Source organism: Gluconacetobacter liquefaciens (genome assembly GCF_003350405.1).
Lineage (GTDB): Bacteria > Pseudomonadota > Alphaproteobacteria > Acetobacterales > Acetobacteraceae > Gluconacetobacter > Gluconacetobacter liquefaciens.
The window spans coordinates 14,577-34,898 of the sequence record NZ_QQAW01000009.1 but is presented as its reverse complement, the minus strand read 5'-3'; the positions used below and the strand labels follow the sequence as shown (position 1 = coordinate 34,898).

Below are 20,322 nucleotides of genomic sequence, written 5' to 3'. Positions count from 1 at the left end.
CACGACACAACATAATGGAAATCGCCTGCCTCAGACGTCCAGATTGGCAACCTTGAGCGCATTCCCGACGATGAAATCACGGCGAGGCTCCACGACATCGCCCATCAGGGTCGAGAACACCTGTTCGGCATTCTCCACATCCCCAACCTTCACCTGCAACAGCGTGCGCATGGCCGGGTCCAGCGTCGTTTCCCAGAGCTGGGCATCGTTCATCTCACCCAGCCCCTTGAAGCGGTTGATCGAAAGCCCGCGCCGCCCCTGCGCCAGGATACGCTCGTACAGCGAGGCCGGGCCGGCAGCAGTCCGTGCCGTGCCATCCAGCGTCAGTTCGACCGGCGCCGCGAAATCGGCCCCAAGCCGCTCCCCGCGCTCGGCCAGCCAGCGAACCTCCGCACTGCGCAGCGCCGCCGCGTCCAGGCGATAGATCTCGCCCACGCCGCGCACGCTGCGTGCCATTTCCAGCCCGGATTCCGCCGTGGCGGTCACCTTCCAGCCCCGCTCGTTGGGTAGCGAGACCTCGTCAAGCCGCGCCTGCAAAGTCGGCACCCGCCCCTGCACCACCTGTGTGTCGGCACTCAGCGCGCCGGTCACCGCCGCCTGTTCCAGAATCCAGATCGGCGCCCGCACCGACAGGCGCTGGATCGCGCGCGTCACGTCGCGGATAAAGAGCACTTCAGTCGCCAGTTCGGCTCCCTGGAGCACGCGCCCGTCGGCATAGCGCATCGACGCATTGGCCAGCGCCTTGTCCAGCAGATACTGCTCCAGCGCCGCGTCGTCCTTCAGATAGCGTTCGTCATTGCCCCGCTTGGCGCGATAGAGCGGCGGCTGGGCGATATACAGATGCCCGCGCTCGATCAGTTCGGGCATCTGGCGGAAGAAGAACGTCAGCAGCAGCGTCCGGATATGCGACCCGTCGACGTCCGCGTCGGTCATGATGACGACGCGGTGATAACGCAGCTTGTTGATCGAAAACCCGCCCTGATCCACCTCACCCCGGCCGATCCCGGTCCCCAGCGCGGTAATCAGCGTGCCGACTTCGGCCGACCCCAGCATCCGGTCGAAGCGCGCACGCTCCACGTTCAGAATCTTGCCCTTCAGCGGCAAAATCGCCTGAAAACGCCGATCGCGGCCCTGCTTGGCGGTACCACCCGCCGAGTCACCCTCGACGATGAACAGTTCCGACTTCGCCGGATCGCGCTCCTGGCAGTCCGCCAGCTTACCCGGCAACGACGAAACATCGAGCACGCCCTTGCGCCGCGTCAGTTCGCGGGCCCGTCGCGCCGCTTCGCGCGCCGCCGCCGCATCCATCACCTTCGCGACGATGCCCCGAGCCTCTTTCGGATGGGTCTCGAACCAGTGGGCGATCATGTCCGCCGCCGCGGCATGCACCACCGGCTGCACTTCGGAGGACACCAGTTTGTCCTTGGTCTGCGACGAGAATTTCGGGTCCGGCACCTTCACCGACAGCACGGCCGTCATGCCCTCGCGCATGTCCTCGCCCACCAGCGACTGGTTGTCCTTCTTGCTGGCATTGCTCTCGGCATATTTGCCGACGACACGGGTCAGCGCCTGCCGGAACCCGGCAAGATGCGAGCCACCATCGCGCTGCGGAATGTTGTTGGTGAAGCACAGCATCGTCTCATGGAAACTGTCGTTCCACGAAAGCGCGAACTCGACCTTGATGCCGTTTTCGTCGTTCTGCAGGCTGCCGGTAATCGGCGGATCGACGATCGAGCTCTTCCCCCGATCCAGCCACGACACGAAGGCGGACAGACCGCCCTCATAGTGAAAATTCTCCTCGCGCGTCGGCGTATGCCGCTCGTCACGCAGGATGATCTCCAGGCCGGAGTTGAGAAACGCGAGTTCGCGCATCCGCCGTTCCAGGACGGCGAAATCGAACTCGGTGATCTTGAAGGTCCCGACACTCGGCTTGAACGTGACCTGCGTGCCGCGCGGCTCGGCACTCGGCCCGATGATCGCCAGCGGGGCATCGCGCTCGCCATGCTGGAACCGGATCATATGCTCCTGCCCGTTGCGCCAGATCCGTACTTCCATCCACTCGGACAGGGCATTGACCACAGCCGCGCCCACGCCGTGCAGGCCGCCCGACACCTTGTAGGAATTCTGGTTGAACTTGCCGCCGGCATGCAGCTTGGTCAGCACCACTTCGGCCGCGCTGACCCCCTCCTCGACATGCATGTCGGTCGGGATGCCGCGCCCGTTGTCGCGCACCGTCACGCTGCCGTCGCCATTCAGCGTCACGATGCAGCTCGTGGCGAATCCGGCCTGGGCCTCATCGACCGCGTTATCGATGATCTCGAATGCCATATGGTGCAGGCCCGACCCGTCATCGGTATCGCCGATATACATGCCAGGCCGCTTGCGAACGGCGTCCAGTCCTTTCAGGACGGAAATGGAAGCGGCATCATAGTCCGAATCTTCGGGCAAGGTCCCGCTCATGTCCGCATCGGATTTCTGAACAGGATTGGATTGATCGGACATACCGGGCAGATGCTCCAGACAGGGTCGTGGTCGAACGCCACGATCATACAGGCTTCGGGTCCATCGAACCAGCATCGGCGGGGGGAATTCCCCCTTCGGGCCGAAGCACTCCGTCCGACAGCGTGCAGAACGCCGCGCGACCGCGCAGCGGGTAAAACAGGTCGGCATCGGTCCCGGTCATCAGAACCGTGCCATCAAATCCATCCAGGCTACGAAAGAGCGCCTCGCGCCGCCGCTCGTCCAGATGCACCAGCGGCTCGTCCAGCAGGATCACCGGCCCCTCCCCCCGATGCCGCGTCATCAGTGCCGCATGGGCCAGCACCACCCCCAGCAGCAGCGCCTTCTGCTGGCCGGTACTGGCCTGCGCGGCCGGCCGGCCGCTGGCCCGGTCCGACAGCGCCATGTCGGCCCGGTGCGCGCCCATGCCGGCACCGCCCCGCGCCGCATCCGCCGCCCGGCCGGCCGCCAACCGGTCGCGCAGCCAGTCCTCGACCGCCAGCGCCGGGCGGCTGCGCAACTGCTCCGCAATCGGACACAGAAGGTCGAGCCGGGCTGCGGGAAACCCTTCCGGCGCCCCCAGCCTCCCTTCCTCGTTCAGCCGATCCGTCAGCACCAGTCGCGCCGCCGTCGCGGCCACGGCATGCCGCGCCATCGAATCCTCCAGCGCCGCCAGCCACGCCGCATCGGCACGCCCGCCGGCCAGCAGGCGGTTGCGCTGCGTCACCGACTGGTCATGGGCCGCCAATTCCCGCGCATGGCCGGGCTCCAGCGCCACCACCAACCGGTCCAGAAACCGCCTGCGGCCGGGCAACCCGTCCTGGAACAGCCGGTCCATCTGCGGAGTCAGCCAGACGGCCGAGAGGGAATCGGCCAGCGCTCCCCGCCCACGTACGGCCTCGCCGTCGCGTCGAAAGGCCCGGCGTTCGGGCCGCACGGGATCGCTGCCGGTGGAAAGGTCGGACGGCAGACCATCCGGCGCGACAAAACGCGCCGCCACACCCCATAATGGCGTCCCGTGCCGGGCCATCTCGGCACCGCGCGCGCCACGCAGCCCCCGCCCCGGCACCAACAGGGACAAAGCCTCCAGCAGGTTGGTTTTCCCGGTGCCGTTCTCGCCGGTGATGACATTGACCGGCGCATCTGGCTGCCAGACCAGACGCGCGTAATTCCTGAAATCCGTCAGCGCCAGCCGCTCAAGGCGCGCCATGATGCGGCCAGCGCTTCCGCGATCAGACCCGCATCGGCATCAGCACGTACAGCGCCGACGGGCTGGCGACATCGCGCACGATGGTCGGGGCGGAACTGTCGGAAAACAGGAATTCCACGTCACGGTCGATCTGGTCGGTAATGTCGTTCAGATAACGCGCCTGGAAGCCGATCTCCATCGGTTCAGCATCATAGGTCACATAGTTCTCGTCCAGCTCTTCCTTCGCCGTCCCCTGGTCGGGACTGATCGCCGAAAGCGTCAGCAGATTCCGCCCGATCGAGAGCTTGACGGGGCGCGAGCGCTCCTGGCTGATCGCGGCGACGCGGGCAACAGCGTCGGAGAAATCCTTCTTGCCCACACGCAGGACCCTGTCGTTGCCACGCGGAATCACGCGGTCATATTCCGGGAACGTGCCATCGATCAGCTTCGAGGTGAGAGTCACAGGCCCCACCGAGAATTGGATACGGGTGTCGGACAGGCCAACCACCACGTCCTCGGTGCCTTCATCGAGCAGCTTGCGCAGTTCGGCGATCGTCTTGCGCGGCACGATCACGCCCGGCATCGCCTCCGCCCCCGAAGGAACCTCGGTCTCGACCCGTGCCAGACGATGCCCATCGGTCGCCACCGCACGCAGCATCGGCCCGGTATCGCCGGCGGCAACATGCAGAAAGATGCCGTTGAGATAGTAGCGCGTCTCCTCGGTCGAGATCGCAAAGCGCGTGCGGTCGATCAGCCCGCGCAGCACCGCCGCCGGCACCGAAAAGCGGTTGGGCAGGTCCCCCGCCGTCATCGACGGAAAATCGTCCACATCCAGCACGTTCAGGCTGGTGGTGTAACGTCCGGCCCGCAGCGCCAGCGGCGCATCGCCACCCGCATGGTCCAGTTCGACCGCCACCCCGTCAGGCAGTTTGCGGACGATCTCGTGCAGCACGGCGGCAGGCGCGGTCACGGCACCATTGCGGGCGGTCTCGGCGCCGATTTCCTCGACCACCGCGATTTCCATGTCGGTCGCCGTCAGCGTCAGCCGACCATCCGCGACATTGATCAGAACATTGGCCAGAATCGGAATGGTATTCCGCTTCTCGGCGACACTCTGGATATGCGCCAGAGCCTTCAGCAATGTCGCGCGGTCAGCCTTCAGCTTCATAGGTACAGACTCTCCTTGCCCGGCATACGCCACCGGGATCATGGCCGCCCCGGCCACCCGCCCGGACTGCCAGATATGACCTTCGGTCCCGTGATTCTAGCAGTCCCCGCCCGGCTGCGCAAAGCCCCGCCGGGCTACTCCTGCCCAAGGTCGCCCGTCAGCTTTCCAGCATACGGCGCAGCAGTTCGACATCCTCGGCGAACGCGGTATCCCGCTCCATCAGTTCGGTCACCCGCGCCACCGCGTGCATGACGGTCGTATGGTCGCGGTTGCCGAACTTGCGCCCGATTTCAGGCAGCGACCGGCTGGTCAACTGCTTGGCCAGATACATTGCCACCTGCCGAGGCCGCGCCACCGCGCGCGCGCGCCGGGCCGAGGACATGTCGGTCAGGCGGATGTTCCAGTGCTCGGCCACCTTGCGCTGGATTTCCTCGATCGTCACCCGCCGGTCATGGGCCTTGAGGATATCGTGCAGCACATCCTGCGTCGCTTCCAGCGTCACCGGCCGGCCGAACAGATTGGCATGGGCGATCAGGCGGTTCAGCGCGCCCTCAAGTTCCCGCACGTTCGACGTAATCTTGTGGGCCAGGAATTCCAGCACCTTGGCCGGCACCGCGACACCCGACGCCGCCGCCTTCGATTCCAGGATCGAGATCCGCAGTTCGAACGTCGTGGCATGGATGTCGGCCACCATGCCGCACCCCAGGCGCGTGCGCAGCCGGTCTTCCAGGCCCGACAAGTCGGACGGCGACTTGTCGGCAGACACCACGATCTGCCGCCCGGCATCGACCAGCGCATTGAACGTATGGAAGAATTCTTCCTGCGTGTTGTCCTTGCCGATCAGGAATTGCAGATCGTCGATCATCAGCACATCGACCGAGCGAAGCTGCTCCTTGAACTCCATCGTCGATTGCGAGCGGATCGCGGCGATGAAGCGGTACATGAACTTCTCGGCCGACATATAGGCTACCGAGACCTTGCCGCCCCGCGTCAGTTCCGAGCCGATGGCATGCATCAGATGCGTCTTGCCCAGCCCGACACCACCATAAAGGAACAGCGGATTGAAACCGGGGCTGGACGGCCGCTCCGCCACCCGGCGGGCGCAGGCATAGGCAAATTCGTTGGGCTTGCCGACCACGAACGTATCGAAGGTAAAACGCGGGTCCAGCGGCGCGGCCAGGTCATGCCGGCTCAGTTCGCTGCGCGCCTCGGCCACCCGCTCGTCCACGGCAGCAACCTGCGCGGCATCGGCCGAACCGCCTTCGTCACCCGCGGCGGCCGGATCGGCAACCGGATCAGCCCGCCCAACCTGCAATTCCACCCGGCGGATCGACGGCAGCTCGGCATTCCACAGCGCGCTCAGCCGGTCGCCATACTGCGTACGCACCCAGTCGCGCAGAAAACGTGTCGGCAGATTGAGCGTAATCTCGTCACCATCGACCGGCCCGATGCTGATCTGCTTCAGCCAGGTGCGATACTCGACCTCGCCAACCTCGGCCTGCAGGCGTGAACAGATCCGCGACCAGTGGATGTCGAGAACATTCCGGACCGACCGGGCTTCCGCGACGGCATCATATCCACTGAGTTCGCCCGTCATGTTCCATCCCGGCCCCATGGAGACGGTACCCTTCCGATCATGCGGAAGATCCGTCCCTGCGTTTTCCGTCCCCGTCATACCGATGATCCCACGCAATCCACCTGCCGCCAGCCCGCCACGCAAAGGAAAACAAGCCTCCCTTGCCCGACGCCAAAAAGGCGCGGCCACGATGTCCTGCTCAGTCGTCTCGGAATGAAGAAGCAGAAGATAGGTCACCGGCCCGATCGAGGCAACGGAAAACTGGGTCGGCGGAACGGGAAAATCTCCCCACCGCACACAACAGCACCAGTCACCGGAACCTGAAGCAATCAGCCGGAACTTTTACAAAAAAAGCAAAGGCCGCCCCTCTCCTTGAAAGAGAGAAACGGCCTTTTGCCAAATTCTATGCGTCTATTTGCCGGATTTCAACAATACCAGCCGACGCAGACAATCAAGCCGCGACAAGCGCCTTGATGCGCGCCGACAGGCGCGAAATCTTGCGGGAAACGGTGTTGGCGTGGATCACGCCCTTGCCCGAAGCGCGCTGCATTTCCGGCTGGGCCGCACGCAGGGCGCTGGTCGCCTCTTCCTTGTTGCCCGAGGCGATCGCCGCCTCAACCTTCTTCACGAAGGTGCGCATGCGCGAAACGCGCGCCGTGTTACGCGCATTGCGGCGCTCGTTCTGACGGATGCGCTTACGCGCGGAAGCAGTGTTCGCCATGGTTCTCAGTTCAAAAATATGGTTACGAGGTCCGTCGCCAGCAGGCCTCGGACATCCAGATCAGGGTGGCGATCTAGTCCAAGCCTTCCACCCCCGTCAAGACAACTCTTCCGCACGGCAGGAAATACTGCCATGCCAATCAACCAGCCGCCGTTGGCGCACCAGCCGGAAGCACCTGCCGCCGTGGACAGAAGAAGGTCGAACGTCCCGCCTGCTCGATCCGCACCACCCCACCGCACACCTTGCCACCAGGGCAATCCGGGCATCCCTGCCACGCACGACCATAGACCCGCCAGGCATGCTGGAAATAGCCCAGCTCCCCATCCGGCTGGGCATAGTCGCGCAGGCTTGATCCGCCGGCCGCAATGGCCTCCTCCAGCACCGTACGGATCGCCTCGACCAGCCGCGCCTCCTCGGCCGCCTCCAGCCCGCAGGCCATCCGCGCCGGATGGATACCGGCGCGGAACAGCGCCTCGGAGGCATAGATATTCCCGATGCCCGCCACCACAGACTGGTCCATCAGCGCCGCCTTGATCGAGGTCTTCCGCCGCGCGATCGCCTGATGCAGCCACTCCTGCGAAAATCCGTTCCCCAGCGGCTCGGGGCCGAGTCGGACCAGCAGCCGATGTTTTCCTTCATCCGCCGTCGGCATCACATCCACCGTGCCGAAGCGCCGTGGGTCGATCAGGCCGAAATGCGTGCCGTCCGTGGTTTCGAACGACAGATGCTCGTGCCGGTCGGGCACAGGCGCCTTGCCGGGCAGCGACAGCAGCACCCGCCCGGACATGCCCAGATGCAGCAGCATGCTCTCGCCCGTGTCCAGCCGCATCAGGATGTATTTCCCACGGCGGGCAAAATCGCAGATCTGCGCGCCTTCCAGCCGTCGGGCGAGGTCCGGCGGAAAGGGCGTGCGCATCCCCTCGCGCCGCACCGTCACACGGGCGATCGTCCTGCCATCGAGATGCAACCGCATCCCACGCATCACTGTTTCGACTTCAGGGAGTTCCGGCATGAGTGGATCTGAGGTTATATCCCTGAACCATGACCGACAATACCAAGCCCTCCGCCATCCTCGACGCCGCCGGCGCCCCTCCCTCCGGCGCGGAGACGACCGATTTCGGCTTCCGTGACGTGCCCCTGGCCGAAAAGAAGCCGATGGTGCGCGCCGTGTTCGACAGCGTGGCCACCCGCTACGACATCATGAACGACGTCATGTCGCTGGGCATCCACCGGGCCTGGAAAAAGATCTTCGTCACCGAAATGGGCGCGCACCCCGACCTCACGCTGCTCGATCTGGCAGGCGGCACGGGCGACATCTCGTTCGGCTGGCTGCGCGCCGGCGGTGGCCGGGCCATCCTGTCCGACATCAATGCCAGCATGCTCTCCGTGGGGCGCAGCCGGGCGCTGGAACGCGGGCTGATCTCCAGCCTGAATTTCGCCGTGGTGGACGCCGAGGCCATCCCCCTGCCCGACCGCTCCGTCGATCGGGTCACGATCGCCTTCGGCCTGCGCAACTGCACCGACAAGGATGCAGTCCTGCGCGAGGCGCGGCGCGTGCTGCGTCCGGGCGGGCGCTTCCTGTGCCTCGAATTCTCCCGCGTGCAGGTCGCGGCCCTCTCACCGGTCTATGACGCCTGGTCGTTCCATGTGCTCCCCCGCATGGGCGCCGCCATCGCCGGCGACCGCGAGAGCTACCAGTATCTGGCCGAGAGCATCCGCATGTTCCCCGACCAGGAGACCCTGGCCGGCATGATGCGCAATGCGGGGCTGGAGCATGTGACGGTCCGCAATCTCTCGGGCGGCATCGCGGCCATCCATTCCGGCTGGCGGATCTGACGATGCAAGCCGGCCCCGCCCCGATCGGCGGCCGCACGGTCCTGCTGATCGTGTGCGGGGGAATCGCCGCCTACAAGACGCTGGAACTAATCCGCCTGCTCATGGGCGCGGGCCTGCGCGTGCGCACCGTGCTGACGGCGGCCGGCCGGCAGTTCGTCACCCCGCTCAGCCTCCAGGCACTGACCGGCGAAAAGGTGTACGAGGACCTGTTCTCCCTGACCGACGAGAACGAGATGGGCCATATCGCCCTCTCGCGCTCCGGCGACCTGCTGGTGGTCTGCCCCGCCACCGCCGACATCATGGCCCGCATGGCCGCAGGACTGGCCGACGACCTGGCCAGCACGCTGCTGCTGGCCACCGACAAACCGGTGCTGATCGCCCCGGCGATGAATGTCCGCATGTGGGAGCATCCGGCCACCCAGGCCAACCTGGCCACCCTGCGCGCCCGCGGCGTCGCGGTGGTCGGGCCGGAAATCGGGCTGATGGCCTGCAACGAGACCGGCCCCGGCCGCCTCGCCGAACCTCCCGCCATCGCCCAAGCCATTCTCCGCCACCTCGCCGGCCCCGCCGCTCCCGGCCCCCTCGCCGGCCGGCACGCCCTGGTCACCGCTGGCCCGACCCACGAGCCGATCGACCCGGTCCGCTACCTCGCCAACCGCTCCTCCGGCCGCCAGGGCTATGACATCGCCACGGCCCTCGCCGCTCTGGGCGCGCGCGTCACGCTGGTCAGCGGACCGGTCGACCTGCCCGCGCCGGCAGGCGTCACCCTCCACCGGGTCGAAACGGCCAGGCAGATGCTGGCGGCCTGCCGGGACGCCCTGCCCTGCGACATCGCGGTGTGCGCCGCCGCCGTCGCCGACTGGCACGTAGCAGGCGAAGCCACCGGCAAGATCAAGAAGACAGCCGGCGCCCCACCCCCGGTCCTGACGCTGGTGCCCAACCCCGACATCCTGGCTGAACTCTCCACCCCCGGCGCCAGCCGCCCCGCCCTCGTCATCGGCTTCGCCGCCGAGACCGATACGGTCGCGCAGCACGCGACGGCCAAGCGGCAGCGCAAGGGCTGCGACTGGATCGTGGCTAATGACGTGCGGCCGGAAACGGGCATCATGGGCGGCACGGAAAACGAAATCACCCTGATCACCAGCGACGGCGCGGAGCACTGGCCCCGCATGACCAAGCAGGCCGTGGCCACCCATCTGGCCGACCGGATCGCCGCCTTCTTCACCCCCGCTTCCTCTTCCGGCCGGAGTGCCTCATGACCGCCCCCATCGTTTCCGTCGCTGTCCGCCGCCTGCCCCACGCGGCCGACCTCCCCCTACCCGGCTACGCCACGGCAGGCGCCGCCGGCATGGACCTGCTGGCGGCGGTGCGCGAACCGGTCGTACTCGCCCCCGGCGCACGCTTGCTGGTGCCCACCGGCCTGTGCATCGCCCTGCCGCCCGGTTATGAATTGCAGATCCGCCCGCGCTCGGGCCTGGCGCTGAAGCACGGGATCACCCTGCCCAACACGCCCGGCACGATCGACGAGGATTATCGCGGCGAAATCGGCATCATCCTGCTCAATACGGGCGATGCGCCGCTGGACATCACGCGCGGCATGCGCATCGCCCAGGCCGTCCTGGCCCCGGTGGTCCGCGTCGCCTGGCAGGAAACCGAGAGCCTCGACGAAACCTCCCGCGCCTCGGGCGGCTTCGGCAGCACGGGTACGGCCTGACGGGCCGGAGGCATTGGGCAGACAGGAAAGAGGGTCATGACGGCGCGTTGGCTTCCCGCCTTTTTATCCCGCGACAGCCGGCCCAACCTGTTCGACCTGGCCGCCCTGCTGTGCATGCTGGGGCTGGCCGTGCTGCTGGCCACGGCCGGGCGCCACATGCTGGCGCCCATCACGGCCCCCAATGCCGCGGTAATCCATCTCGATCCCGCCTGGCTGCCCGGCTATGCGGTGCGCACCACCCTGCGCATGTTCGCGGCCCTCGGCGCCTCGCTGCTGTTCACCTTCACCTACGCCGTCTGGGCCGCCAAGAGCCGCCGCGCCGCGCTGATCCTGGTACCGGTGCTGGACGTGCTGCAATCAGTGCCGATCCTGGGCTTCCTCACCTTTACGGTCGTCTTCTTCATGGGCCTGTTCCCCGGCCGCATCCTGGGGGCCGAACTGGCGGCAATCTTCACCATCTTCACCAGCCAGGCCTGGAACATGGCCTTCAGCATGTACCAGTCGCTCCGCGCCGTGCCGCCCGATCTGGAGGAAGTCGCCCGCGGCTTCGGCCTCACCGCCTGGCAGAAATTCTGGCGGCTGGACGTCCCCTTCGCCGTGCCGGGACTGGTCTGGAACGCCATGGTCTCCATGTCCGGCGGCTGGTTCATGGTCGTCTATTCCGAGACGATCACGGTCGGCAACACCGATATCCTGCTCCCCGGCATCGGCTCCTATGTCGGCACCGCCATCGCCCAGCGCGATCTGTGGGCGGTGCTTTACGCCATCCTGGCCATGCTGGTGGTCATCCTGGCCTATGACCAACTCCTCTTCCGGCCGCTGGTCGCCTGGTCCGCACGCTTCGGCACCGCGTCGTCCGATGCCACCCCGGCGTCGGACCCGTGGATGCTGGTCCTGCTCCGCCGCACGGCGCTGCTCCGCCGCATCACCGATGCCATCGGCGACGGCCTGACCGCCATCGGCGGCCTCCCCCTGGGCCGTCGCCCCCACGAGGTCCGCCAGGGCCCCATCCTCCCGTCCCGCCTGCTCGACTGGGGCTGGACCGCCCTGCTGGCCGGGCTGAGCCTGCTCGCCCTGTGGCAGGTCTGGGTCTATGCACGGGCCACCTTCGCACCGCTCGAATTGCTGCATGTCGTCGAACTCGGCAGTTTCACGCTGCTGCGGGTGGTGTCCATGGTCCTGCTGGCCTCGCTGGTCTGGGTGCCCGCGGGCATCTGGCTGGGGCTCGACCCGACCCGCGCCCGGCGCACGCAGTTCGTGGCCCAGTTCATGGCCGCATTCCCGGCCAACCTGTTCTTCCCCATCTTCGTCGTGCTGATCGTCCACTACCATCTCAGCAGCGATATCTGGCTCACGCCGCTGATGATCCTCGGCACCCAGTGGTATATCCTGTTCAACGTGGTCGCCGCCGCATCGTCCTACCCCGCAGACCTGCTGGAGGTCGCGCGCAGCCTTCAGGTGCGCGGCCCGCTCTGGTGGCTGCGGGTCGCCCTGCCGGGTATCCTGCCGCACTACATCACCGGCGCCATCACCGCCTCCGGCGGCGCGTGGAACGCCGCCATCGCCGCCGAGGTCGCAAGCTGGGGCAGCGACCATCTGGCCGCCCATGGCCTCGGGGCCTACATCGCCCGCGCCACGGTGGCGGGCGATACCGCCCATGTCGGGCTGGGCATGACGGTCATGGCGGTGTTCGTCCTGCTGTTCAATCGCGCGGTGTGGCGTCCGCTGGCCGATTATGCCCGCCGCCACTTCGCCTTCGTCTGATCATCATCCGGGACCGCGCCATGACCCTCTCGCCTTCCTCCCCGGCCCCCATGCCCCAGGTCGAGGATCAGGAGGACCTGATCCGCGTCATCGACTGCCGCCAGGCCTACCACAAGGGCGGCGCGGCCGACCTTGTAGTGTTGGACGACGTGAATCTCAGCCTCCGTTCGGGCGAGATCGTCGGCCTCCTGGGCCGCTCCGGCTCGGGCAAATCGACGCTGCTGCGCATCGTGGCCGGCCTGCTCCCACCCACCGAAGGCAGCATCCTGTGGAAGGGCCGCCCGGTCTCCGGGCCGGTCCCCGGCATCGCGATGGTGTTCCAGTCCTTCGCCCTGTTCCCATGGCTGACAGTGCAGAAGAACGTGGAACTGGGCCTGGAAGCCAAGGGCATCGCCGCCGCCGAGCGCGACCGCCTGGCCGAAGGCGCGATCGACCTGATCGGCCTGGGCGGCTACGAAAACGCCTATCCCAAGGAATTGTCGGGCGGCATGCGCCAGCGCGTGGGCCTAGCCCGGGCGCTCGTGGTCCAGCCCGACCTGCTGTTGATGGACGAACCCTTTTCGGCGCTGGACGTCCTGACGGCGGAAAACCTCCGCACCGACCTGATCGAGCTGTGGGCCGAGCGCAAGCTGCCGGTCAAATCCATGCTGCTGGTCACCCACAATATCGAGGAAGCGGTCCTGATGTGCGACCGCATCCTGGTCTTTTCCTCCAATCCGGGCCGCGTGGCGCACGAACTGGCGGTCCCCTTCGCCCACCCCCGCAACCGCGAAGATCCCGCCTTCCGCCAACTGGTCGACCAGATCTACGCGCTGATGACCCGCCGCGCCCCGATCGTCTCCGAAGCCGAACTCCCCATCGGCGAAACGGCGCCGCAGCCCACGGCACCGATTCAGGTCGCCCTGCCCGACCTGCCGATGAACACGATGGTCGGCATGATGGAAACTCTCGCCGCCGACCCGCTGGACGGCCGGGCCGACCTGCCGCTCCTCGCCTCGCGCCTGCAACTGGCGCTGGACGACCTCTTCCCGCTGGGCGAATCGCTGCAATTGCTGGAATTCGCCGAACTGGAGGATGGCGACATCCTGCTGACGGCCGAAGGCGCGCGCTTCGTCCAGAGCAGCCACGACGAACGGCGACAGATCCTCTGGCACAGCCTGCTGCACAACGTCCCGCTGGTCCGCGTGATCCGCTCGGTGCTGGACGAACGGCCCAACCACCGCGCCAGCGCCGAGCGTTTCCGCGAGGAACTGGAAGACAGCATGTCCCCCGACTACGCCAAGCAGACCCTGCAAACCCTGATCGGCTGGGCCCGCTACGCCGAACTGTTCGATTACGACGAGGAAGCGGACCAGCTTTTCCTGGACGACGAGACCGAATGACTCCCTGCGATCACGACCGGGCCAGCGCCAGCCGGTTGAAGAACAGCCGCCGCACCTTCGCCACCTTGGGCGCGATCACCGCCGCGCAATAACCGCGCTCCGGATGCTTGGCGAAATAATCGTGGTGATAGGCCTCGGCCTCGTAGAACGCCGTCAGCGGCTGGATCTCGGTCACGATCGGATCGGGCCACAACCGCGCCGCCGCGATTTCGTCACGCACCTCATGCGCCACCCGCTCCTGTTCCGGCGTCGCGTAGAAGATGGCCGAGCGATATTGCGTCCCCACATCCTCGCCCTGCCGGTTCAGCGTCGTCGGATCATGGATGGTAAAAAAGATCCGCAACAGATCGGCATAGGACAGCACGCCCGGATCGAACGTCACGCGGACAAGTTCGGCATGGCCGCTCCGCCCGGTGCAGACCTGCTCATATGTCGGGCTCGCAACATCGCCACCCGCATAACCCGGCACCACGTCCTCGATACCAGCCAGTTCACGTAACGCCGCTTCGGTACACCAGAAACAGCCACCCGCCAGATAGGCAGTCTGCCAGGATGGGTCATGCCCCTTCGTCGCGTTCGTCATATTCTTCTCTCCTGTGCCGGATTCGCACCGTCTCCATGGAAGATGTGCTGTCCCGGCATGGATTGAAAGAGAAGCGATCGTGACGAAGGGAACGTGACGAGGCGTCAGGCCAGATACCCCAGCGCCGCCTCCACCCTTGCCCGCTCGCTCTGGAACTGCGCCAGACGCTCGCGATTTTCCTCGACCACCTCAGGCTTGGCGCGGGCAACGAAATCCGCATTCCCCAGCTTGCGCTCGACCTTCACGATCTCGCCATCCAGCCGGCCGCGCTCCTTCTCCAGCCGCTGCCGCTCCTGGTCCAGATCAATGATGCCCGCCAGCGGAAGCACCAGCGTCGCCTCGTCCACCACAAGCTGGGCGGCCCCGCGCGGCATCTCGCCGGTCAGCGGCTCGACCTCCGACACCCGCGCCATACGGCCGATCGCCTCCGCCCAGCGCGCCGCCCGCGCAATGGTCCGGTCATCGGCATCACGCAGCAGCACCGGCGCCAGACGCGACGGCGGCACATTCATTTCCGCCCGCACGGTCCGGATCGCGGAGATGAAGCGCACGACCCAATCCAGTTCCGCCACGGCCTCGGCCGCATCCGCCGGGCGTTCCGGCACCGGCCAGGCCGCCGTCATCAGGCTGCCACGCCCCCCGAAACCGAACTGCACCCACAACTCGTCGGTCACGAACGGCATCACCGGCTGCAACAGGCGCAGGATCAGCCCCAGCACATGCACCGCGACCGCCCGAATTTCGGCGGCCAGAGCTTCGTCCGCACCATTGAAGATTGGCTTGGCGAATTCCAGGAACCAGTCACAGAAACAGTTCCAGACGAACCGGTAGCAGACGGCGGCATATTCATCGAACCGATAGGCTTCCAACGCCGCATCGGCATCGGCCACCGCGCGGGCAGCTTCGTCCAGCAGCCAGCGTCCCAGCGGCGAAGTCACGCTCTCGGGCCGGAAACCTGCAACCGGCGCCACGCCGTTCATTTCGCAGAAGCGTGCGGCATTCCAGATCTTGGTCACGAACGACCGGTATTCCTCGATCCGCTTCTGCCCCAGCTTCACATCGCGACCCAACCCGGTCAGCGCACAGACGGTAAAGCGCAGGGCGTCGGCGCCATACTGATCGACCATATCCAGCGGATCGATGCCGTTGCCTTTGCTCTTGGACATCTTCTGGCCGCGCTCGTCACGCACCAGCCCATGGATGAAGACGGTGCGGAACGGCACGTCCTTCATGAAATGCAGGCCCATCATCGTCATCCGGGCCACCCAGAAGAAGATGATATCGAACCCCGTCACCAGCACGTCGGTCGGGTAATAGCGCGCCAGATCCGCCGTCTTCTCCGGCCAGCCCAACGTGGAAAACGGCCACAGCGCGGACGAGAACCAGGTGTCCAGCACGTCCTCGTCGCGCGTCAGCACTTCGTCCCGCCCATAATGCGCCCGCGCCTGATCCAAGGCCTGTGCCTCGTCATGCGCCACGAACACATGCCCGTCCGGGCCGTACCAGGCCGGAATACGATGCCCCCACCACAACTGGCGGCTGATGCACCAGGGCTGGATATCGCGCATCCAGGCGAAGAAGGTGTTCTCCCACTGCTGCGGCACAAACCGCACCTGCCCGGTCTCCACCGCCGCAATAGCGGGTCCGGCCAGCGTCGCGGCATCGCAATACCATTGCGTGGTCAGGCGCGGCTCCACCACCGCGCCGCTGCGCTCGGCATGCGGCACCTGGTTACGATGCGGCTCGATCTTTTCCAGCCAGCCCAGACGCTCCAGTTCGGCAACCACGGCCTTGCGGGCCTCGTCGCGCCCCAGCCCTTCCAGCCCGCGCGTAAAGGCCGGATCGGCCAGCCCTTCCACCGCATGCAGGTCGTCGGCGATTTCCGCCAGCGTCACGCGCGCGTCCTCGTCCAGCACGCTGGGCATCGCCAGCTTGTGCCGCCGCCCGACCTCGAAATCGTTGAAATCATGCGCAGGCGTAATCTTGACCGCACCGCTTCCCTTCTCGGGGTCGGAATAACTGTCGGCCACGATGGGAATCCGCCGTCCGGTCAGCGGCAGCACCACGGAACGCCCCACCAGACCGGCATAGCGTTCGTCCTCGGGATGCACCGCCACCGCCATGTCGCCCAGCAGCGTCTCCGGCCGCGTGGTCGCAACCGTGATGGTCCGCCCTTCCGCGTCATCGGCAACGGGATAGCGGATATACCACAGGCTCCCCTGCACCTCGCGGTTATCCACCTCAAGGTCGGAAATCGCCGAGCGAAACGCCGGGTCCCAGTTCACCAGCCGCCGGTCACGGTAGATCAGCCCCTCGCGATACAGGGTGACGAACACCTCCAGCACCGCCTTGGACAGGCCCTCATCCATGGTAAAGCGCTCGCGCGGCCAATCCAGCGAGGCACCCAGCCGGCGAAGCTGGGTCGTGATGCCACCGCCCGATTCACCCTTCCACTGCCACACGCGCTGCTCGAAGGCTTCCCGCCCCAGCGCCTGCCGGCTGGTGCCTTCCTTCTGAAGCGTGCGCTCCACCACCATCTGGGTGGCAATGCCGGCATGGTCGGTACCCGGCTGCCACAGCGTGTCCCGGCCCTGCATCCGCCGCCAGCGGATCAGCGTGTCCTGCAACGTCATGGTCAGCGCATGGCCCACATGCAGCGTGCCGGTCACGTTGGGCGGCGGGATCATGATCGTGTAAGGCTGCGCGCTGCTGCCCGGTACGGCCGAGAACGCGCCTTCGCGCTCCCATTCCGCATAGAGGGCGGGTTCGATCTCGCCGGGCGAGAAAGACTTGTTCAGCATCGCAAAACCAGACCTGAGCATGAAGGAAAATGGCCCGGACAGGGTTCACCCCGCCGGTCCGCCGCTTATAGCGAACTTCGCCCCGAAAGAAACGCCGCGCGTCGGATCGCCGCCGACGCACCCTTCCAGACACGCTTTCAGCGGGTCATCAGAGGGCTCGACCTTTCATACGACGCGCCGAAAGGCGCCAGATAGGTCCCCGTCACCGGATCATGATGCGGGTCCGGCTCGCCGCCGCCCACACGGAACTTGCCAAGTGGACCGAGCGGAATACCGAAATCATCGTCTCCGGCCGGCTTGCGGACCTGCTCATCGGGAACCGGCGCCGCTTCATAAACCGTCCGTTTGCCGACGACGTCCACCCGCTCGCCCCCACCGTCCGGCAGCGTAGTGGCGGTAAAGGACGCCGCCGTCGGCACAGCCCGCGACGGAATGGCGACATAGATATTGGGATCGAACGGTCGATGGACCGGTCGGGCGGCAACCGCTCCAGGACCCACCGGTACCATAAGCACCAGCCAGACCATGCTTCGGCGTACCGTCCAAGCCATGTCGCCCCCTGGTCACCATTGCCCGACAGACGTCGGAATGACGTCACCGCCCCGGCTGGTTCGCCGCCTGATCGCTGATCCCCCATAGCCGGTCCTTGACCGCCTTGTAATAAGCGGTCTCGTCATAGCGCGGCACGTCCAGTTTTAAATCCTGCGCCGTCAGCCGGCCGATGGCGGCCGCTACCCCATAGGATGCGGTCACGAGGTTGCTCAGGCTCTGCACCAGCGCCACCTGGGCCTGAAGCAGCGTCTGCTGCTGCTGCAACACTTCCAGCGTCGTACTGGTGCCGACGATCGCCTGCCGCTCGACCCCCTCCAGGGCAACGATGTTCGAGGAAATGGCGATCCGGTTGCTCTTGATCGCCGCCGTATAGGCCACCAGTTGCTGCCAGTTCGACGAGGCAAGCTGCATCGCCGCCCGACGCTCGATATCCAGCGCGCGATGCGCCTCGGACACCTGCTGACGCGCCTGCCGCACGGCCGCATATTCCGACCCGCCCTGATAGAGCGGAAACTGGATATTCACCGTCGCATATTTGTCGTCCATCAAAGAGCGGCCGCTGCTCTGGTTGATGGCCCGTGAATAGCTCGCCTGGGCGGAAATTTTCGGCATGATCGCGGACATGGCGACGCCAACCGCATCCTTCTGCGACGCCTCGGTAAACAGCGCCCCGATAACATTCGGATTGTTCTGCACCGCCTGTGCGATCGCCTCGTTCTGCGAACGCGCCGGCAGCACCAGCGGCTGCGGCGGCACCAGATTGGGCGGCGGCGACATGCCGATCACCTGGGCATAGGTCGCCTGCGCCGTCTGCAACGTGCCCTCGGCCTCCTGCCGGGCAGCACGGGCGCTGGCCAGGGCCGCTTCGGCCTGGGCAACATCAGTCCGCGTAATTTCACCGACTCGGAACCGCTCCGAGGTCGCCCGAAGCTGCTCCTGCAACACTTTTTCGTTATTGATGTTGAGTTGCAGCAATTGCTCGTTTTCGATCACACCCACATAGGCACTGACCACATCGCTGAAGACCTGCTGTTCGGTCGCGATCAGCCGCGCCCGCTCGGCCATCACCGCATTGACGGCCTTGTGGGTGCTCGCCGTTGTCCGCCCACCAGAGTAGAGCGGCTGCGAGATCGTGACCCCAGCGGTATAACCCGGAACGTCATATTTCCGGTCATACCCGGCATAACCATCCTGTGCCGACACGCGATTGACGCCAGAGAAATAGCTCATGCCGGCGTTGCTGGTCACGGTCGGCCGCCAGCCGGCCAGCGCCGTGGGCACCTGTTCATCGGTCGCGCGCAGGGTCGCGCGTTCCTTCTGCAAGGTCGGATTGGTCAGATAGGCCGCCGCCAGCGCTTCCTGCAATGTATGGGGGATGAAACTGGGCGAACCGCTGCCGTCATAACGCTGCGCCCACGCGGCCGAACTGCATAACAGGGCCGCCAGACCTGCCCCGATTCCGCATCCGCGCTTCATTCGCCCCTCCCCCGGAAATGCCATCCGGGGTTGGGTATCGCATTTCCAGGTAAAGAATATATCAAACGGTTTCAGGCATCAGAACGCGAAGGCAGGCGCCGGCTCCAGCTCAGGCAAAAGGGGCAGCGCAACGTCGAATACCGGCCGCGTCGCCAGCCCGCTTGCCGAGGCTTCCCCGATACTGGCCGTTGCCACCCCGCCTTCGGGCCAGATCACACAGACAATCCTGCCATGCGGTGCAAGCTGCTCTACCAGGGCCGACGGCACCGCACGCACCGCACCGTCGATCAGGATCAGGTCGAACGGCGAATCGCCCGAAGCACCTGCCGCCAGCGCACCATCCCGCCAGACCACATCCGGCGCCTCGGCGGCGCAGAAGCGCTTGCCGATCGCGCTGAGGGTCGCATCCGATTCCAGCGCCACAACCTTCAGGCCCAGGCGCGCCAGGAGGGCCGCGATGTATCCGGTCCCGGCCCCCACCACCAACGCGCGCTGCCCGGCTTGGGGCTCGCCGATCTGAACCATGCGGCCGGCAATCCGCGGTTCGGTCAGCACCCGCCCATGGCCCAGTTCCAGGCTCTGGTCGGCATACGCGATGGCCCGCAGCGAATCCGGCACGCAGGCTTCGCGCGGCAGCACGCGCATGGCGGCGACGATTCGCGGATCATTGATCTGCACGGGACGGATCTGCGCATCCACCATCCGCTGCCGCGCGGCATCGTAATCGAGGATGGCATCTCCAGGCGCGGACTGGTTCATGGCGTTCCCTTCGCAACGTAACCCACGGCACGGGCCCCATCATCGGTGGTTCCCTGGGGCATTTCCCTAGCCTGAGCCCGTTTTATGTCCCCAGGCGCCATCTGCCTAGCAGGCCCATTGCACACAACGGCTTGACCAGCGCGCTCAGAGCGTGGATATAGCCAACGCACCATGTCGGGTCCGGTGGCAGAATGGTGATGCAGCGGACTGCAAATCCGCGTATGTGGGTTCGATTCCCGCCCGGACCTCCACCCGTTGGAAGTTCATCCCCAACGGTTCGTGAAATACCCGACAGCAAGCCA

The 20,322-nt window shown here is 66.1% G+C and carries 16 protein-coding genes and 1 tRNA gene; 6 read left to right on the top strand and 11 right to left on the bottom strand.

Annotated features, from left to right (window positions below):
* Window positions 1–30: 30 nt before the first annotated feature.
* From gyrB to mutM, 6 genes are all read right to left on the bottom strand, one after another.
* Window positions 31–2,502 (bottom strand): DNA topoisomerase (ATP-hydrolyzing) subunit B, encoded by a 2,472-nt coding sequence (gene gyrB / locus C7453_RS14450; RefSeq protein ID WP_371858478.1) that lies wholly within the window; start codon window positions 2,500–2,502, stop codon window positions 31–33.
* 43 nt (window positions 2,503–2,545) lie between these two features.
* A complete protein-coding gene (gene recF / locus C7453_RS14445) occupies window positions 2,546–3,709 on the bottom strand; it encodes a DNA replication/repair protein RecF (protein ID WP_114728255.1) in 1,164 nt (387 codons plus the stop codon).
* Window positions 3,710–3,731: 22 nt separating this feature from the next.
* A complete protein-coding gene (gene dnaN, locus C7453_RS14440; protein WP_114728254.1) occupies window positions 3,732–4,856 on the bottom strand; it encodes a DNA polymerase III subunit beta in 1,125 nt (374 codons plus the stop codon).
* A 157-nt stretch (window positions 4,857–5,013) separates the two neighbouring features.
* Window positions 5,014–6,453, bottom strand: a complete 1,440-nt coding sequence (dnaA, locus tag C7453_RS14435; RefSeq protein ID WP_114728421.1) for a chromosomal replication initiator protein DnaA — start codon at window positions 6,451–6,453, stop codon at window positions 5,014–5,016.
* 430 nt (window positions 6,454–6,883) lie between these two features.
* The gene (rpsT, locus tag C7453_RS14430) at window positions 6,884–7,153 is read right to left on the bottom strand and encodes a 30S ribosomal protein S20 (RefSeq protein WP_114728253.1); all 270 of its coding nucleotides are present in this window, start codon (window positions 7,151–7,153) and stop codon (window positions 6,884–6,886) included.
* A 139-nt stretch (window positions 7,154–7,292) separates the two neighbouring features.
* On the bottom strand, window positions 7,293–8,165 hold the full coding sequence (gene mutM, locus C7453_RS14425) for a bifunctional DNA-formamidopyrimidine glycosylase/DNA-(apurinic or apyrimidinic site) lyase (RefSeq protein WP_114728252.1): 873 nt from the start codon (window positions 8,163–8,165) through the stop codon (window positions 7,293–7,295).
* 29 nt (window positions 8,166–8,194) lie between these two features.
* Here mutM and C7453_RS14420 point away from each other — a divergent pair, with 29 nt between their 5' ends.
* The 5 genes from C7453_RS14420 to C7453_RS14400 are packed head-to-tail and all read left to right on the top strand — an operon-like array spanning window position 8,195 to window position 13,849.
* On the top strand, window positions 8,195–8,989 hold the full coding sequence (locus C7453_RS14420; RefSeq protein ID WP_114728251.1) for a class I SAM-dependent methyltransferase: 795 nt from the start codon (window positions 8,195–8,197) through the stop codon (window positions 8,987–8,989).
* A gap of 2 nt (window positions 8,990–8,991) precedes the next feature.
* On the top strand, window positions 8,992–10,248 hold the full coding sequence (coaBC, locus tag C7453_RS14415) for a bifunctional phosphopantothenoylcysteine decarboxylase/phosphopantothenate--cysteine ligase CoaBC (protein ID WP_114728250.1): 1,257 nt from the start codon (window positions 8,992–8,994) through the stop codon (window positions 10,246–10,248).
* On the top strand, window positions 10,245–10,703 hold the full coding sequence (gene dut / locus C7453_RS14410; RefSeq protein ID WP_114728249.1) for a dUTP diphosphatase: 459 nt from the start codon (window positions 10,245–10,247) through the stop codon (window positions 10,701–10,703). The genes coaBC and dut overlap by 4 nt, the downstream gene beginning before the upstream one ends.
* Before the next feature lie 36 nt (window positions 10,704–10,739).
* Complete coding sequence (locus C7453_RS14405; protein ID WP_114728248.1) at window positions 10,740–12,467, top strand: ABC transporter permease; 1,728 nt, start codon at window positions 10,740–10,742, stop codon at window positions 12,465–12,467.
* Window positions 12,468–12,517: 50 nt separating this feature from the next.
* On the top strand, window positions 12,518–13,849 hold the full coding sequence (locus C7453_RS14400; RefSeq protein WP_114728247.1) for an ABC transporter ATP-binding protein: 1,332 nt from the start codon (window positions 12,518–12,520) through the stop codon (window positions 13,847–13,849).
* 10 nt (window positions 13,850–13,859) lie between these two features.
* Here C7453_RS14400 and msrA read toward each other — a convergent pair whose 3' ends face one another.
* From msrA to C7453_RS14375, 5 genes are all read right to left on the bottom strand, one after another.
* The gene (msrA, locus tag C7453_RS14395) at window positions 13,860–14,432 is read right to left on the bottom strand and encodes a peptide-methionine (S)-S-oxide reductase MsrA (RefSeq protein ID WP_114728246.1); all 573 of its coding nucleotides are present in this window, start codon (window positions 14,430–14,432) and stop codon (window positions 13,860–13,862) included.
* A 104-nt stretch (window positions 14,433–14,536) separates the two neighbouring features.
* A complete protein-coding gene (locus tag C7453_RS14390) occupies window positions 14,537–17,233 on the bottom strand; it encodes a valine--tRNA ligase (protein ID WP_114728245.1) in 2,697 nt (898 codons plus the stop codon).
* Between the two features lie 137 nt (window positions 17,234–17,370).
* Entirely contained in the window at window positions 17,371–17,784 is a 414-nt protein-coding gene (locus C7453_RS14385) for a hypothetical protein (RefSeq protein ID WP_141288863.1), read from the bottom strand.
* A 43-nt stretch (window positions 17,785–17,827) separates the two neighbouring features.
* Complete coding sequence (locus C7453_RS14380) at window positions 17,828–19,261, bottom strand: TolC family outer membrane protein (protein WP_114728243.1); 1,434 nt, start codon at window positions 19,259–19,261, stop codon at window positions 17,828–17,830.
* 78 nt (window positions 19,262–19,339) lie between these two features.
* On the bottom strand, window positions 19,340–20,020 hold the full coding sequence (locus C7453_RS14375; protein ID WP_114728242.1) for a protein-L-isoaspartate O-methyltransferase family protein: 681 nt from the start codon (window positions 20,018–20,020) through the stop codon (window positions 19,340–19,342).
* Between the two features lie 177 nt (window positions 20,021–20,197).
* On the opposite strand from C7453_RS14375, the gene C7453_RS14370 reads away from it, so the two are divergent.
* A tRNA-Cys gene (locus C7453_RS14370) sits at window positions 20,198–20,271 on the top strand.
* The last annotated feature ends 51 nt before the right edge of the window (window positions 20,272–20,322 follow it).

Excerpts from the sequence above, each read along its gene's own strand:
- gyrB (WP_371858478.1), bottom strand. The coding sequence starts at position 2,502 with ATGTCCGATCAATCCAATCCTGTTCAGAAATCCGATGCGGACATGAGC.
- recF (WP_114728255.1), bottom strand. The coding sequence starts at position 3,709 with ATGGCGCGCCTTGAGCGGCTGGCGCTGACGGATTTCAGGAATTACGCG.
- dnaN (WP_114728254.1), bottom strand. The coding sequence starts at position 4,856 with ATGAAGCTGAAGGCTGACCGCGCGACATTGCTGAAGGCTCTGGCGCAT.
- dnaA (WP_114728421.1), bottom strand. The coding sequence starts at position 6,453 with ATGACGGGCGAACTCAGTGGATATGATGCCGTCGCGGAAGCCCGGTCG.
- rpsT (WP_114728253.1), bottom strand. The coding sequence starts at position 7,153 with ATGGCGAACACTGCTTCCGCGCGTAAGCGCATCCGTCAGAACGAGCGC.
- mutM (WP_114728252.1), bottom strand. The coding sequence starts at position 8,165 with ATGCCGGAACTCCCTGAAGTCGAAACAGTGATGCGTGGGATGCGGTTG.
- C7453_RS14420 (WP_114728251.1), top strand. The coding sequence starts at position 8,195 with ATGACCGACAATACCAAGCCCTCCGCCATCCTCGACGCCGCCGGCGCC.
- coaBC (WP_114728250.1), top strand. The coding sequence starts at position 8,992 with ATGCAAGCCGGCCCCGCCCCGATCGGCGGCCGCACGGTCCTGCTGATC.
- dut (WP_114728249.1), top strand. The coding sequence starts at position 10,245 with ATGACCGCCCCCATCGTTTCCGTCGCTGTCCGCCGCCTGCCCCACGCG.
- C7453_RS14405 (WP_114728248.1), top strand. The coding sequence starts at position 10,740 with ATGACGGCGCGTTGGCTTCCCGCCTTTTTATCCCGCGACAGCCGGCCC.
- C7453_RS14400 (WP_114728247.1), top strand. The coding sequence starts at position 12,518 with ATGCCCCAGGTCGAGGATCAGGAGGACCTGATCCGCGTCATCGACTGC.
- msrA (WP_114728246.1), bottom strand. The coding sequence starts at position 14,432 with ATGACGAACGCGACGAAGGGGCATGACCCATCCTGGCAGACTGCCTAT.
- C7453_RS14390 (WP_114728245.1), bottom strand. The coding sequence starts at position 17,233 with ATGCTGAACAAGTCTTTCTCGCCCGGCGAGATCGAACCCGCCCTCTAT.
- C7453_RS14385 (WP_141288863.1), bottom strand. The coding sequence starts at position 17,784 with ATGGCTTGGACGGTACGCCGAAGCATGGTCTGGCTGGTGCTTATGGTA.
- C7453_RS14380 (WP_114728243.1), bottom strand. The coding sequence starts at position 19,261 with ATGAAGCGCGGATGCGGAATCGGGGCAGGTCTGGCGGCCCTGTTATGC.
- C7453_RS14375 (WP_114728242.1), bottom strand. The coding sequence starts at position 20,020 with ATGAACCAGTCCGCGCCTGGAGATGCCATCCTCGATTACGATGCCGCG.